We start from the raw sequence: 15434 nt of genomic DNA on the forward strand, positions 1-15434 counted from the left end.
CGGGAATAGAAGAATACAAGTCAAAAAATCCCGAGGAGGATGATTATGCTGTGGCTGCTGTTCGGTATGCTGGCTGTCGTTATTGCCCTGTCTATTTATTTTGATCGAAAAAGAAGGAAACGGATGACGCAGGAGTCTCAGGACGAGGACACCAACCGGTTGAAAGAAACCTACTATATCGACGGAGCGGGAAGAAAATCATCAGATCCAAAGTACAATAAACAGTTGTAAATACAGAAAAGGACAGGGGGATCCCTGTCCTTTCACTGTCTGATTAGAAATCGAATTCATCCGGATGTGGACCGCTGCGGGCATTTTCATTGAGCGCATCCAGTTCCTTCATCTCTTCATCCGTTAACTCAAAATCATAGATATTGATATTATCTTTAATTCGGGAAGGCGTCATGGATTTCGGAATGGTCACGACACCATGCTGGATATCCCAGCGGAGAATAATCTGAGCCGGTGACTTCCCGTGACGCTCCGCCAGCTTTTGGATAACCTGATGATCCAAAAGGTCCGCATTCATCAATGGAGACCATGCCTCAATTTGAATATCATGGTTTTTACAGTATTCACGAACGTCCTGCTGCGTCAATTTCGGGTGAAACTCGACTTGATTGATGACAGGCTTGACCTCAGCATAGGACAACAGATCATCCAAATGGTGCACTTGGAAGTTACTGACGCCGATGGATTTTACACGGCCTTCTTGATAGAGGGCTTCCATAGCTTTCCATGGCTGCTCATATTTCTTATTCCCCGGCCAGTGAATCAAGTAAAGATCCAGATAGTCCAGTCCCAGTTTCTCTAAACTTTCTTCATAAGCGCTGATGGTCCCTTGATAATCGAGGCCGTCATTCCACACTTTGGAAGTCACGAATAGATCCTCGCGTCCTACAAGACCTTCATCCACAGCCTTCCTAATTCCATTTCCTACACTTCGTTCATTTCCATAAATGGCAGCGGTATCGATGCTTCGGTAGCCTTCCTTAATGGCTGTAACGACGGCTTCCTCAAGAGCTTCCCCTTCGTCGACACGGAAGACTCCATAGCCGATTTCCGGCATTTCCAATCCGTTATTCAATGTTTTCGTATTGGTTTTCATAATCATTTCCTCCTCTTCATTGTTTGCTTCTTTTCATCTGCTCGAAACTCATTACCGGAAAAAAGAGAACCCAAACATTGTTACTGTTCTACTTTTCTCAAGAAACCTGTTAAGAATACAGCCCCGGCAACCATGATCGCACCAATCCATGGGGTGTGAATAAGACCGATCCCTTCTACGATGATTCCTCCGACAAAGGAACCGATGGCAATTCCTACATTAAAGGCGGCAATATTCAGCGCAGATGCGACATTGACGGCAGACGGGACGTATTTTTCAGCCAGATTGACGACGAGCACCTGAAGTCCCGGAACATTCATAAAAGCAAACAGTCCCATAAGGAAGATAGCGATAAGCCCCGCAACCTTGAAAGGGGCGGCAAATGTCAACCCAACCAAGATGACCGATTGAAGCACAAACATCCAGAATAACGCCCGGAGAGGGTTTTGGTTGGAAGCCTTCCCGCCTGCAACGTTACCGATCGCTACAGCAACACCATAAACAAGCAGAATGATGCTCACCCACTTGGAGCTGAATCCTGTTACATCTTCAAGTAAAGGAGTCAAATATGTGAAAGCGACAAAGGTCCCTCCATACCCAAGGGCTGTGATCAGGAAAGCCAGCATGAGTTTTCCGTTTTTCAGGATTTTCATTTGTTCACTGAATTTGGCAGGCGGTGCTTCTTTCAAATTTCCCGGGACTAGAATCGAACTGGCGATGATACCAACTACACCAAGCAGAGCAACACCCCAGAAGGTGGCTCTCCAGCCAAAAGCCTGTCCTATGAATGTCCCCAGCGGAACGCCTGTCACTGTAGCAACGGTCAGTCCCGTAAACATAAAAGCGATGGCACTGGCCCGTTTATGTTCAGGCACAAGATCAGCGGCTATCGTTGAACCGATGGAAAAAAAGATTCCATGAGAGAAAGCAGTAATGAAGCGGGCCGCCAGCAGCATTCCAAAACTGGTCGACATCGCAGCCACCGCGTTTCCGGCAATAAATAAGACCATCAGCGACAATAAGAGCGATTTACGACTCATTTTACTCGTCAGAGCCGTTAACACGGGCGCACCAACGGCTACACCAAGGGCATAGCCGGAAATCAAAAGCCCTGCCAGTGTAATGGATATCGATAAATCATCCGCAATGGACGATAATAAACCTACAGGTACAAATTCCGTCGTTCCAATACCGAAGGCACTAATGGCTAATGCCAGCAGCGCAGGAGTGCCTCCTTTTGTTTTTGTTTGATCCATGGTTTCAGCATATGAACTCATGAAGAAGTCCTCCTTTTTCTTTCTGTGCGTCCGGAAAAGTAGTGGCGCCCCTTACCATTTCCAGACTTATCCATTTGATGAAAAGCCCGCCCCGAGTACTCATGGACCTCTTTGATACCGGCCCCTCCTCTGGGACAAAAATGATTATGCTATGAATTGAACGGTTTAGGAAGTACGTACTTTAAAGTCACGTAGGTACTTTTTAGTAACATTTGCGCCACCAAAGGATTACACCGCAGCCATATCGCTCCACTTTTTTTATGGACACCGAAAAAGGAAGTCATAACGATGGAATATTCCATAAAGATATGATAAATTTTTAAAGCGCTGAAAAGAATAACAGACGTGTCTTCCATTCATAAGGAACGTAAATCATGAAGGAGTGGACCATGATGAAAAAATACAACATCCCCGTTGAGGCAGCTCTCGAAGTTATCGGCGGGAAGTGGAAAGTCGTTATTTTGTGTCATTTGATAAAAAATGAATTACGAACGAGTGAATTGAAGCGTCTCATGCCGGGAATCACTCAGAAAATGCTTACCCAGCAGCTCAGGGAGCTTGAGCAGGACGGGGTGCTGGACCGTGTCGTTTTCAACCAGGTTCCACCGAAAGTCGTGTACAAACTAACGGACTACGGCTGGTCCTTAAAGCCCGCTCTGGATATGCTCTGTGCTTGGGGGGAACAACACATCGAGAACTGCTACCCCGATAAATCCGAAGTTCTTGCAGAGGGTAATGAATTAGAAAAAGTATAAAAAAGGTCAATGCCGCAGCCGGCATTGACCTTTTTTATTTAATCGGCACCCAGACTTCCTCTTCAGCGTTTAGATCATCCACCCGGTAATCCGGCCCCATTCTCTCGAAATGGGGCCGCCCATCCAGTTCATAGGAAGAGTTCGGAAGCCACTCATTAAAAATCTTATCAAGGGTTTGGACAAAGGTGTGCGCCGGCCCTTTATGAATAAAAACAGCGTACAGCCCCCCATGTAACAGGAAGCTCTCCAAACCTTCCGGAAGTTCTTCATCAGCATGAACGTGAACAGCTGCCCATCGGATGAAACGCGTATCAGAGGTGAACGTGTTCAGATCAAAACTTTCCGGATAAATGGATAAGTTATAAAAGTACCCATCCTTCTGCCCTTGAATCGTTTTCACCTTAGGTTTGAAGCTTTTCCACAACTCCACGGTCTTATCACCGGTCAACGTCATGCGCCTGCTTTCACCCATAAGGTACATGTTTCCAAGCTGAACGATCTGCGGCTCCATACGCCTGCCTCCTCTACATATTTCTACATCTTGTAACAAATTTAACAAAAACAGGATTTCAATGTAGACTTAAAGGGTAAGGAAAAGAATCAACACCCGCTTTTTATTATTACATATGAGGTGAAAAAATGAAGAATGTAACTCCCGTTTTCTGGTATGGGTTAACCATCTGTGCCTTGTTCGTGCTCTGGGGCGCAATCAGCCCTGATCAGCTTCAGACTGTCACTGCCGAAATTACGGCCGATATTTCAAACACGTTTGGATGGTACTACCTGATCATCGTTTTAGCGATGTTGATTTTCTGTATTTACTTAGTATTCTCCAGGTTCAAGAACCTGAAGCTTGGTAAACAGGACGAGAAGCCTGAATTCTCCCTGCCTACATGGTTTGCCATGCTGTTCAGCGCAGGAATGGGGATGGGCGTCGTCTTTTGGACGACAGCAGAACCTGCTTCCCACGCGTTCAAAAGCAGTCCTATAGCCCCTGAGGGAAGTGAGCAGGCGATCAAGGACGCTATGCAGTATTCCTTCTTCCACTGGGGAATCCATGCGTGGGCGATTTATGCCCTCGTCGCTCTTGTACTTGCCTACTTTAAATTCCACAAAGGTTACCCCGGATTGATCAGCGCCACTTTAATTCCCTTATTCGGCAAAAAAGCGATGGGCGGCCTGCCGGGCAGGCTGATTGATGTACTTGCCGTCGTGGCCACCGTCGTTGGTGTAGCCGCGACACTAGGGTTCGGTTCTGCCCAGATCAACGAAGGACTGGGCTACTTATTTGGCGTTCCCAGCAACTTCACCACCCAGTTTATTATACTCGTCGTTTCCATGGTGCTCTTTATCGCATCCGCCTGGTCCGGCATCAGCAAGGGAATCAAATACTTGAGTAATACGAACCTCTTTCTCGGATTTGCTTTGATGATTCTTTTGTTTATCGTGGGACCTTCCGTACTGACATTGAATATGTTTACACAGTCCCTTGGAAACTACGTGACCAACTTTTTCGATATGAGTCTCCGCATTGCCCCTCTTAATGAGGAAAGCAGATCGTGGATCAACTCGTGGACCATTTTTTACTGGGCATGGTGGATATCCTGGTCACCTTTCGTCGGTATCTTCATTGCAAGGATTTCCCGCGGAAGGACAATCAAAGAATTCATGACCGGTGTTCTCGTGGTTCCATCTCTCGTCTGCTTCGTCTTCTTTGCAGTATTCGGAACTGCAGCCATCGATCTGCAGCAGCGGGGAATCGAAGCCATTTCAGAATTCCCGATTGAAACCGCCACGTTTGCGACACTGGATTATTATCCGCTTGGCACACTCATGTCCTTCATTACGATTTTCGTCATTGCAATATTCTTTATTACATCTGCGGACTCCGCTACGTTCGTATTAGGGATGCTTTCCACCAAAGGATCACTAAACCCCAATGGTACCGTTAAAATTTTGTGGGGGCTGGCCCTGACAGGTATGGCTGCCACTATCGTTTATTTCGGAGGCACACAAGGACTGCAGAACGTCCTGATCATTGCCGCCTTCCCATTCTCTGTCGTTATTTTACTTATGGGTGGATCCTTCTTCAAAGAGGCCAACCGCGAAATCAGGGAATTGAAAAAAGCTGCAGCCAAGCCGGCCGGAATGAAGAAGCGGGCACAGTAGCCGGATGATTTCTTTCAATAATTCCATATCTTCTTCGAATATCTGTCATGAGCTCTTGATATCGAACATTTATATGTTACAATACCAATAACATTCGGATATTTTCATATAATAGCAGGGATAAGGCCTGCAAGTTTCTACCGGTTTGCCGTAAATGAACCGACTATGAAAAGCCTGACAGACGAAGAATCCTAAGGGAAGGATTCTTCTCCTTACGATGCCAGCTGTGCGTGTCGTCCGGCTTCTCATGAGTTTGAGAGGTGGACGACACGCATTTTTTTATGAAACATCCAATGTAATTCATCATCAAGGTGGGAATCCTATGGAACTATTGGAAAGAAAAATCATGGAAGAAGGACGTGTACTCTCCACATCTGTTTTGAAAGTGGATGCCTTTATCAATCATCAAATCGATCCTGTATTAATGGACAATATCGGCCTTGAATTTGCTGAACGGTTCTCTGGATCAGGCATTACGAAAATCCTTACGCTCGAATCATCCGGGATTGCTCCTGCTCAAATGACGGGTCTTCACCTGCAGGTTCCTGTTGTCTTTGCGAGAAAACGGAAATCATTGACGCTGAATGATCAATTATATACATCAGAAGTCTACTCCTTTACAAAAGAACAATCGAATGAAATTGCTGTCTCCCACGAATTTATAGAAGCCGGTGACCACGTCCTGATCCTCGATGATTTTTTAGCAAACGGACAGGCAGCTCTCGGTCTCCTGCATATCGTTGAACAAGCAGGAGCTTCTCTTGAAGGAATCGGTATTCTTATTGAAAAAGCCTTTCAGGAAGGCGGAAATCTATTAAAAAACAAAGGGGTACGAGTTGAATCTTTGGCCCGTGTGGCTTCTTTGAACAGCGGCCGTGTCCAATTTGCTGAAAAGGTGGGTGCCCAGTGAAATCATTCACCTTAGCCATCCAGCATCTGCTTGCGATGTACGCAGGGGCGATTCTCGTTCCATTGATTGTAGGCAGTTCGCTCGGATTAAGCTCTACACAATTGACGTATTTAGTAGCCGTAGATATTTTCATGTGTGGCGCAGCAACTATCCTTCAGGTTGTTAAAAATAACTATTTCGGAATCGGCCTTCCTGTTGTCCTCGGCTGTACCTTTACAGCTGTCGGTCCAATGATTGCTATTGGAAGCGAATACGGAGTGACTGCGATTTACGGTGCCATACTTGTATCAGGCCTTTTCGTCCTTGTGATCAGCCGCTTTTTCAGTAAGCTTGTCCGATTCTTTCCTCCGGTTGTAACCGGTTCTGTCGTTACCATCATAGGAATTACCTTGATTCCAGTCGCTGTACAGAACATGGGCGGTGGACAGGGAGCCGAAGACTTCGGTTCTCTATTTCATTTGTCGCTGGCTTTCGGTACCCTTGGAGGCATTATCCTTCTGTACCGTTTCACACGTGGATTTTTCCAGTCGATCTCCATTCTTTTAGGAATTGCCGCAGGGACAGTGACGGCCTTCTTTTTCGGCCGGGTCGACACATCGGCCGTTACGGAAGCCTCCTTCTTCCACATTATTGAACCACTGTATTTCGGTGTCCCCACGTTTCACTGGTCGGCCATTTTGACGATGATTCTTGTTGCAATGGTCTCGCTGGTTGAATCGACCGGCGTTTATTTTGCCATCGGAGATCTCTCCGATCAGGAAATTGAGGAACAAGACTTGAGAAATGGATACCGAGCTGAAGGCATCGCCATTCTTCTTGGAGGCTTTTTCAACGCCTTTCCTTATACCGCTTTTTCTCAAAATGTCGGTCTCATGAACATGACCGGTGTGAAATCAAGGAAGGTCATCTTTATTATGGGTGGTCTGCTGCTTGGACTCGGCCTGCTTCCTAAGGCCGCTGCTTTAACCACGATCATCCCGACACCTGTTCTGGGTGGAGCAATGCTGGCAATGTTTGGTATGGTCATCGCCCAGGGGATCAAAATGTTGAGCAAAGAAGCTGCCGCTTCACCTGAGAACTCGATGATTGTTGCCTGCTCCATCGGCATGGGGCTTGGTGTAACCGTAGCGCCGGAACTATTCGCGCAGCTTCCCAACAGTGTACAGATTTTAACGAGCAACGGCATTGTTGCGGGAAGCCTTACAGCTATCGGGCTGAACATCATTTTCCATAGGACCCGCAGACCGGCGGAGAAAAAAACAGAAGCTGTATGGCAGGAAGGAGCCTGAAAACAGCCGCCGGCAGACTTTTTCTGCCGGCGGCTGTTGTTTATTCATATGGCTGATTAGGAATTTCAAGATTCCACCGCTTCTCAAAATCCACATACTCTGTAAAATTATGCTGTTCCCCGATCATCTCCTCATCTAAATAAGGAGAATACGTTCGGTGGGTCAGCGTATTTTTGTTCAAGTCGAATTCAATGATCCTCAAAAACCCCTCTCCTCCATTCGGATACCCTTGGTAATCAGCTGTATATTGATGGACCGGCAGCCCTGCCTCATTTTTACGAATCGTGCGGTACGTTCCGCTGTAATGACCGTTGACGGTCATGAAAATCTGACTATTCTTAGCAATCCATTCGTTATAGATGAAAGACGGGGAATTGCCTTTGGATTTTCTTACATAAGGTTTCTCAGAAAGCCGGCCTTTCGTATCCATAAGCAGATGAGTGACAACGATGACCGGTGTGTCCGGGTGTTCATCGAGAACACGCTGTGCCCAGGCAAGGTCTTCTCCAGGCAGATCAATATTTAAAAAAAGGAGTAGAAAATCTCTGCCTTCTGCCGAAAACGTATAGTAGGAGTTCAATTCATTTCGAGAGTGTCCACCATAACCCGGAAGCCCCTTCATCCGCCCGCTGCCGAAGTGCTTTTTAAAATGAGCCGCTTTTCCACCCATGTCGTGGTTTCCCATTGCTATTCCATAAGGCACACCAGCTTCATCCATCCTGGCAACCGCTTTGTCCGCATTTTCCCATTGATGTTTTTGATTTTTATCCACCACGTCTCCTAGATGGGCTGCAAAGCGGATATCTTCTCTTTGGAAGTTATCCGCCAGCCACTGGGTCTGGGCATGAAACCTATCTGGAAACTCATCTGAATACAATTGAGTGTCTGGAAGCAGAACAAGTTTGAATCTGCCGTCCCCCTCCAGATCCGTAGCCTCACTGCTTACGGTATAAGCAACGGCAAGACTGAGAAATAGTATAAGAAGGCTCTCATTCATCCAGAAAACCGCCGTTCTCACCGATACCCTTCCTTTCCTCTAAAAAGAACTAACCAGATTCCTCTGTGGTTCCTTAGTGTGTCCATTCCAACACGGGATATGAAGGAACAGGACTGGGTCTCTTTGGAAAAAAGCGTGAAAAGGTTACAGGCCCAGACAAAATATTTTGAGTCTCGAAACAAAATTGATAAGATAACCATAGGATTTTACAAAGAAATGAGGACAGGATATGACTGAAAAAACACTCTCACAAACGAAATACAGCGTTTTAGACCTTGCTCCCGTAACAGAAGGCAGCACGCCCGCTGATTCCTTTAAAAATACTGTAGATCTGGCACAGCATGCTGAGCGTTGGGGCTTTAACAGATACTGGTTAGCGGAACACCATAACATGCCGTTCATCGCAAGCTCGGCGACTTCGATAGCCATCAGCCACGTACTGCATCATACAGATTCCATCCGTGTCGGATCAGGCGGGGTTATGCTTCCCAATCATGCGCCCCTCGTCGTTGCTGAACAGTTTGGTACGCTGGAAACTTTATTTCCCGGCCGCGTTGATCTAGGCCTCGGCCGGGCACCTGGGACAGATCAACTGACAGCTGGTGCTTTAAGAAGAAATCTGGATAGTGATCCAAACGAATTTCCTGAGCAGGTGGAAGAATTAAGAGGTTACTTTGCCGGGGAAAACCGGATTCATGCAGTCCCGGGGGAAGGGCTGAATGTGCCGATCTGGCTTCTTGGTTCCAGCGGATTCAGTGCCCAGCTGGCCGGACGGCTGGGGCTGCCGTTCTCATTCGCCAGCCATTTCTCTCCCAACAATACCGAAGGAGCTCTGCGATTATACAGACAGCAGTTCCACCCCTCCGATGTATTGGATGAGCCTTATGTGATGGTTGGTGTTAACGTGATCGCCGCCGATACAGATGAAGAAGCAGAATACCTGGCAACTTCTCTGCATCAGCAGTTCCTGAACCTCGTCCGTAATACGAACATGCTGCTTCAGCCTCCAGTTGAAAACATGGAGGACGTATGGACACCACGGGAAAAATTGGCACTCATGCAGCAGCTCGGTTCTTCAATCATTGGTAGTAAGGAAACCGTAAAAGCCAAACTGGAACAATTCCAGAAGGAAACAGAAGCTGACGAAATGATGATCATTTCTCAAATTTATGATCACGACAAACGCCTCCGTTCCTACGAAATCATATCAGAAATTATGAACGCATAAATAAAGAGCGTCCTGCCGGGACGCTCTTTATTTATGTCATATTTTACTGTATTAACATCCCTTCTTCCTCCAAAGACTAGGAAGGATGTATAAGGAGGGATCTTATATGGGTAAGCGCACATCACAAATGAACGCCGCCAAAACAAACAATCAAACACCAAAGGAAAGCCTGCCGGTGGAAGAAGAGACAGGACATCGTACGAATAAAAACCGCCCCAAATCGGGGCCGGGTGCCAATCAATTTTAAGCAGGAGAGGGTGGGTGTCCCCCCTCTCACCTCTTATTTAAATGCAGATCTCCGGACTGTGTCTCAATCCGTATCACGTTCCCTTCATCCCCATTCCTAAGCACAGCTTTAAATGCATGCTCCTTTTTCTCTTCATACAACAAACCGTCCCAGTTTACAACGGCTTCCCCTGACCGGCTCATAAATGAGACCGTTCCATCTTCAAGAGAGGACGATGCAAAATTCACCTGCACATCTCCGCTGTTCGTTTCCACTTCCAAACCTGTGTGAGCCTGCATGCCGGTCAATGACAGATCTCCGGAGGCAGTGGTGACCATTGTTTCCCCTCCATCAGCCCCCTCTTCCGTAACGGACCCGCTTTTCGTTATGTATGTACGTACTCCTGCTGTAACAGCTTCTCCAGTAATATCTCCGCTGGATGTTTCAATCGCCAGCGTCTTCTGAACCTCATTATTCACCATGTCCACCGATCCCGACGAAGTCTTGATATCTAAAGACGCTGCTGCCATTCCCTCAATACGAATGTCTCCGGACGATGCCTGCATGGTTAGATCCTCATATTTCTTCTCAGGAAGCACGATGCTCAAAGAAGCATCTTTAAACGGGGAAAATGGAAGCAGGCGGATCCCTTTTCGTTCCACTTCTTCAATATGCAGTGCTCCCTCAGAGTAATGATACGTAAAAAGGGGCTGGTCGGTCTTTCCCTCTGCCCTCATTTCAACGCGGGGGACAGAGGCAGTCTGAATATCCACATCCATGGAAGTCACCTCAATTTCAATCCTCTCGACTTCTTGTTCTTCATACTCAGTCACAGCGTTCACCTCCGGATTGTCCCATAAAGAATAAAAAACGACTCCTGAAACCAGAACAACAAGAAACAAACAGACGCCTGCCGCTATTTTTTTCATAAAGCCCCCTCTTTCTTCGTTCCAATACTGGATACCACGCTGTCAGGTGTATACAAAAGGTGTACGCCCCTTTATTCTAAGAAAGGTCAAACACACCTCTGCACAGCCTTCCTATACATTCTAACAGCCAGAGAAGCAGGCGCCCGATACCGAAAACCACCTCAGGCAGCCAGCAAATACATTCTGTGAAGATATCAAAAAAAGCTGAGCCGCGCTCCCTTCTTCTGCGCCTATCAATTTTATCGTGCTTCACATTCATCCTCCTCCGTTATGTCCCTGTATACGGAAAAGAATGGAAAAAAGTTTCACATCTTACAGAATTTATAATCCGGTTTGTTTTATATCCTCCACCCACGTGTCTTGAGGTACAGGACCTTTCTCTTCTTTTTCTACGGGTCTCTTCGACCAAAAGGTTGCAAGTATAGGACCTGAAATATTGTGCCATACCGCAGCAAGAACGTTTGGCAGCGCAGCCAGGGGGCCGAAGTGAGCCGTAGCAAGAGCTACACCAAGACCGGAGTTCTGCATCCCTACTTCAATGGAAATCGCCCGGCGCTTGCTCTCATCCAGCTTCATTACTTTAGCTGTCCCATAACCTAGAGACAAACCGAAAAGGTTATGAAGCATAACCGCAGCAAAAACCATCACGCCGGAGCTGACGATGCTGTCTACGTTCGCAGCCACGACAGCCATAACAATAATGATGATAGCCAGAACAGAGATCAGCGGAATGATGGACGTGCCTTTATCGACAGCCGCCGGGGCGAGCTTACGTACACCTACTCCGAGGGCAATCGGAACAATAATGACCTGAACGATCGAAACAAACATGGATACCGGGTCCACAGGCAGCCACTGCCCAGCCAGGGCCAAAAGAATTAATGGTGTGAAAACAGGAGCAAGAAGGGTCGACAACGATGTCATAGCTACTGACAAAGCCAGATTCCCTCTGGCAAGAAACACCATGACATTTGAAGACGTCCCTCCGGGCACTGAACCGAGCAGCACAAGTCCTGCCGCAAGCTCTGCCGGAAGATTCAACAAATAAGCAATGGCGAAAGCAGCCAGGGGCATGATTAAAAATTGAGACAACACCCCTATGATGACTGGAAGCGGTTTTTGTACAACCATCTTAAAATCCACCGGTTTCAGGGTAAGTCCCATTCCGAACATGACCACCCCCAGAAGGATGGTGATGTACGCTCCGAGCCCTAGGAAAGTCGAGGGGAGGAAAAAGGCGATCAGAGCAGCCCCCACCACCCAGAAAGCAAAGTACCTTCCAGCTATATGACTGATAGATTCAAACATCTTCATTTGTTTGTCCTCCTTGTTGGCACGAGTTTATCCGGATTCATGATTCCTTTTGGATCGAGGGCCTGTTTAATTTTCTCCATAACGTCCAGGGCGGCCCCGTGTTCCTGCTTCTGGTATTTCATCTTTCCTCGTCCAACCCCATGTTCGCCCGTCGATGTTCCGCCACATGCAAGTGCATATTCTACAATAGCTTCATTCAACTGCCCCGCCTTTGCGGCTTCCTCCGGATGATCCGGGTCCAGCATCAGAAGCGCATGGTAATTCCCGTCCCCCACATGGCCCAGAATCCCCGCATGTAGTCCAAGTTCTCCAATGACACCACGGGCGTGATTGACAGCTCCAGCCAGTTCAGAAATCGGAACGCACACATCCGTCACCATCAGCTTCCTGCCGGGAAAGCTGTGGATATAAGCATAAGCCAGCTGATGCCGCGCTTCCCACAGCTTCACCCGAGCGGCATTGTCCTTTTCGAAAAGGATGCCCTGACATTGATGCTCCTGTACAATGGCCTTCACAAAATCGACATCTTGTGAAAGCCCGGATTCATTTCCATGAAACTCCAGGAATAACGTCGGCTTTTCTTCATACGTGGTGTTGTTGAATTGGTTCACCTGCTGAATCGAACGGTCGTCCACGAGCTCCACTCTTGCAATAGGAACACCTGCCTGCAGGATGGACACCACAGCCTCCACGGCATCATTGACGGAAGGAAAAACCGCCCTTCCCGCAGTAATGTGCTCAGGAATGCCATAGACTCTGAGGGTCAATTCCGTTATGCATCCGAGTGTTCCCTCTGAACCGACATAAAGACTGTTCAAATGATAACCGGAGGATGACTTCCTCGCCATACTCCCTGTATGTATACAGCTTCCATCAGGTGTGACCACCTCCAGGTCATGTACCTGATCTTTCATGACGCCATATTTGACCGATGTTGTCCCACTGGCATTGGTCGCTGCCATCCCTCCAAGGGTGGCATCTGCACCGGGATCTACCGTGAAGAACAAACCGTATTTTTTTAATTCCTTGTTTAATTGAGATCTGGTTACACCCGGCTGGACTTTCACCAGAAAATCTTTATCCCTCACTTCAAGGATTTTGTTCATTTGTGAAAAATCAATCGTTATCCCCCGCTCATATGGAATAACGTGACCCTCAAGGCTTGTCCCCAGACCAAACGGAACGATTGGGATCCCTAAGGCATCCGCTGCTTTTACAACGGCCTGAACCTCCTCCGTTGTCTCAGGAAAGACAACCACCTCCGGTCCTGCCGGTTGATGATAGGACTCATCCCTGCTGTGATGATCAAGGATCGTTGGATTTGTTGAAAGTTGGTGTTCCTGAAGCACATGCTTCAATTCTTGTATGAGATCCGTCATATCTACTGCCACTGCTATTCCTCCTGCCTGTATTGTGTCTCACATTATACATAATAGTCTGAATTTTACAACAGGAGGTCGTTTTTTTCATTTTTTTCTAAATGATTCAGGGCCATTAAGTTACTTACACAATAAAAAAGCACTCCTGCTTTCGACAGGAGTGCTTCATTTAAAAGAAGCGAGTTTTGTATAGACTTCTCCAAGCGTCAGGTACCCGTTCTCCCGCGCTTCCTTGACCCCCTGAATCCATAAAGCTGCTGCAGCCTTGGCATCAGATAGAGCATGATGCCGGTGATCAATCGATACTTCATACGCCGCACAGCACTCATCAAGGGAATTCAGATCCTGGTTGGGACGATTCACTTTGGTAAGAAAAGTCGTATCAAGGAGCCGGTGCCGGAATTTCCGCTTCATTTCCGTCCACGCCGCGTGGTTCATAAATTTACGCTCATGTCCGGCGTGATGGGCAACTAAGACATCACTTTGGATATACCTGTAAAAATCGTGCAGGACTTCCTCCAGCGGCGGAGCTTTCTCTGTCATTTCCTTTGTAATTCCTGTGAGGCGGGTGACCTCATCAGAAATGGAAGCACGGCACTGGACGAGCGAATAGAAGGACTCCTTTTCTATCTGCAACCCTCTGATTTTCACAGCCCCTATTGAGAGAATACGGTCTCCTTGATAAGGGTGAAAGCCGGTCGTTTCCAAATCAAAGACGACTACGGGAAGATCAGCAAGCGGCAGATCCAGCACATTTTTTTCCTTGATTTCGCGCTCCAGATTTCTAATATAAGCCTGGTTGGAAGCACTGCTTTGATCCAGGGATGAAAAGCCGCTTCCGAGCCGGCCGGAGAGATCTTTTACAAATTGAGTAAATGGATTCATAGCACTCCCTCTTTAGATAAAACCGTTCTGGCATACTCAAAAGCTTGATGACCGTATTTCATCCAGGATTTCAGCTGCTTTTTTTCTTCCGTTATCAGAGAATGGACAGGAACATAGTGCACCCCGCCATACCCATCCGACTCCCCCGCCTTATGGAGCCGGAACTGAAGAAATTCACGGAACTGCTGTTTATAAAAACGAAGCTCCGGAAAATCCTCCTCCAAATCGGCATACCTTGACAGAGTTGATGGGACATACAGTTGTTTATAAAAAGCCAACAGCCTCGCTGCATTGACAAACGGAAAGTAAATGGTCTGTTTAAGATCCACGCTGCCCTGTCTGCTTCCTTTTTGTTCCGGAAGCAGCTGACCGAATACTCCCTTCCCTTTTTTCATATACTTCACGTTCTCAACAAATCTTTGATACAGGTGAGGCTGCTCATGTAATGTGGTGAAAATCCCATTTTTCACAGGTTGCAGCATATCTTTTCCACCAGCGAGAACTCGTGAATCGAAGAAGATCTGTATATGACGCAGAGCCTGCCAGTCCTCCTGCTGAAGCCATCCTGATACCTGCTGCTTCATTTCCTCTTTGGGCTGACACCAGACTGGATTGGAGGACATGACATCTCCTTCACATTCTTCATAGCCGACAGCGGCAAGACCGCGTTTGATTTCAGCACCAAGGGAGAGAAAATAATCCTGATCAGCTCTTCCTCCTTCAAAAATAAGACCGTGGTCCTGATCACTCCAAATGGACTGTTCACAACGTCCCGCGCTCCCCATCAGATAAAAAGCAAACGGAGCAGGCGGCTTTCCCTGCTCCATCTCCACCCGTTCCTCTGCAAGCCTTATCGTCCGGGAGATGAGCTGATCATGACACACATTCAATTGTTCAGGATCCGGTATCAGGCCGGGCATCACCTTCTCCCGCCATGTACGCAGCTCTTGATAGCTTTCGTGCATATC

General features: G+C 47.3%; 16 protein-coding genes and 1 riboswitch. Of the genes, 7 read left to right on the forward strand and 9 right to left on the reverse strand.

Annotation, left to right across the window (positions count from 1 at the left end):
* Positions 1 to 45 precede the first annotated feature (45 nt).
* Entirely contained in the window at positions 46 to 231 is a 186-nt protein-coding gene (locus GLV97_RS04365; RefSeq protein WP_160836017.1) for a hypothetical protein, read from the forward strand.
* A gap of 43 nt (positions 232 to 274) precedes the next feature.
* Here the strand turns inward: GLV97_RS04365 and GLV97_RS04370 are convergent, their stop codons facing one another.
* Together GLV97_RS04370 and GLV97_RS04375 are read right to left on the reverse strand one after the other, a co-directional pair.
* A complete protein-coding gene (locus GLV97_RS04370) occupies positions 275 to 1114 on the reverse strand; it encodes an aldo/keto reductase (RefSeq protein ID WP_373562354.1) in 840 nt (279 codons plus the stop codon).
* A gap of 74 nt (positions 1115 to 1188) precedes the next feature.
* Complete coding sequence (locus tag GLV97_RS04375; protein ID WP_160889128.1) at positions 1189 to 2385, reverse strand: MFS transporter; 1197 nt, start codon at positions 2383 to 2385, stop codon at positions 1189 to 1191.
* Between the two features lie 392 nt (positions 2386 to 2777).
* On the opposite strand from GLV97_RS04375, the gene GLV97_RS04380 reads away from it, so the two are divergent.
* Positions 2778 to 3140: a winged helix-turn-helix transcriptional regulator gene (locus GLV97_RS04380; protein WP_160840533.1), complete on the forward strand. Its 363-nt coding sequence runs from the start codon at positions 2778 to 2780 to the stop codon at positions 3138 to 3140.
* Between the two features lie 34 nt (positions 3141 to 3174).
* Here GLV97_RS04380 and GLV97_RS04385 read toward each other — a convergent pair whose 3' ends face one another.
* Positions 3175 to 3651, reverse strand: a complete 477-nt coding sequence (locus GLV97_RS04385; protein ID WP_160889129.1) for a GyrI-like domain-containing protein — start codon at positions 3649 to 3651, stop codon at positions 3175 to 3177.
* Between the two features lie 128 nt (positions 3652 to 3779).
* On the opposite strand from GLV97_RS04385, the gene GLV97_RS04390 reads away from it, so the two are divergent.
* From GLV97_RS04390 to GLV97_RS04400, 3 genes are all read left to right on the forward strand, one after another.
* Positions 3780 to 5309, forward strand: coding sequence for a BCCT family transporter (locus GLV97_RS04390; protein ID WP_160889130.1), 1530 nt, complete (start codon positions 3780 to 3782; stop codon positions 5307 to 5309).
* 84 nt (positions 5310 to 5393) lie between these two features.
* A riboswitch (purine riboswitch) is annotated at positions 5394 to 5495 on the forward strand.
* Between the two features lie 136 nt (positions 5496 to 5631).
* The gene (locus tag GLV97_RS04395; protein ID WP_160889131.1) at positions 5632 to 6219 is read left to right on the forward strand and encodes a xanthine phosphoribosyltransferase; all 588 of its coding nucleotides are present in this window, start codon (positions 5632 to 5634) and stop codon (positions 6217 to 6219) included.
* Positions 6216 to 7508: a solute carrier family 23 protein gene (locus GLV97_RS04400; protein WP_160836024.1), complete on the forward strand. Its 1293-nt coding sequence runs from the start codon at positions 6216 to 6218 to the stop codon at positions 7506 to 7508. Before GLV97_RS04395 ends, GLV97_RS04400 begins: the two co-directional genes overlap by 4 nt.
* A gap of 40 nt (positions 7509 to 7548) precedes the next feature.
* Here the strand turns inward: GLV97_RS04400 and GLV97_RS04405 are convergent, their stop codons facing one another.
* A complete protein-coding gene (locus GLV97_RS04405; RefSeq protein WP_160889132.1) occupies positions 7549 to 8526 on the reverse strand; it encodes a metallophosphoesterase in 978 nt (325 codons plus the stop codon).
* A gap of 208 nt (positions 8527 to 8734) precedes the next feature.
* On the opposite strand from GLV97_RS04405, the gene GLV97_RS04410 reads away from it, so the two are divergent.
* Positions 8735 to 9733 carry an LLM class flavin-dependent oxidoreductase gene (locus tag GLV97_RS04410; protein WP_160889133.1) on the forward strand — a complete coding sequence of 333 codons (999 nt, stop codon included), beginning with the start codon at positions 8735 to 8737 and terminating at the stop codon, positions 9731 to 9733.
* Positions 9734 to 9839: 106 nt separating this feature from the next.
* Complete coding sequence (locus tag GLV97_RS19760; protein WP_202410577.1) at positions 9840 to 9980, forward strand: hypothetical protein; 141 nt, start codon at positions 9840 to 9842, stop codon at positions 9978 to 9980.
* Positions 9981 to 10006: 26 nt separating this feature from the next.
* Here GLV97_RS19760 and GLV97_RS04415 read toward each other — a convergent pair whose 3' ends face one another.
* The 5 genes from GLV97_RS04415 to GLV97_RS04435 form a co-directional block, all read right to left on the reverse strand.
* The gene (locus GLV97_RS04415) at positions 10007 to 10888 is read right to left on the reverse strand and encodes a DUF4097 family beta strand repeat-containing protein (RefSeq protein WP_160889134.1); all 882 of its coding nucleotides are present in this window, start codon (positions 10886 to 10888) and stop codon (positions 10007 to 10009) included.
* Between the two features lie 321 nt (positions 10889 to 11209).
* Complete coding sequence (locus GLV97_RS04420; protein ID WP_160836028.1) at positions 11210 to 12202, reverse strand: bile acid:sodium symporter family protein; 993 nt, start codon at positions 12200 to 12202, stop codon at positions 11210 to 11212.
* The gene (locus GLV97_RS04425; RefSeq protein WP_423784960.1) at positions 12199 to 13593 is read right to left on the reverse strand and encodes an FAD-binding oxidoreductase; all 1395 of its coding nucleotides are present in this window, start codon (positions 13591 to 13593) and stop codon (positions 12199 to 12201) included. Before GLV97_RS04425 ends, GLV97_RS04420 begins: the two co-directional genes overlap by 4 nt.
* Before the next feature lie 153 nt (positions 13594 to 13746).
* Positions 13747 to 14466: an exonuclease domain-containing protein gene (locus tag GLV97_RS04430; RefSeq protein WP_160836029.1), complete on the reverse strand. Its 720-nt coding sequence runs from the start codon at positions 14464 to 14466 to the stop codon at positions 13747 to 13749.
* Entirely contained in the window at positions 14463 to 15431 is a 969-nt protein-coding gene (locus GLV97_RS04435) for a DUF294 nucleotidyltransferase-like domain-containing protein (protein ID WP_160889135.1), read from the reverse strand. Before GLV97_RS04435 ends, GLV97_RS04430 begins: the two co-directional genes overlap by 4 nt.
* Between the last annotated feature and the right edge of the window lie 3 nt (positions 15432 to 15434).

The sequence above is a fragment of the Halobacillus litoralis genome, from assembly GCF_009856355.1.
Classification (GTDB): domain Bacteria; phylum Bacillota; class Bacilli; order Bacillales; family Halobacillaceae; genus Halobacillus; species Halobacillus litoralis_B.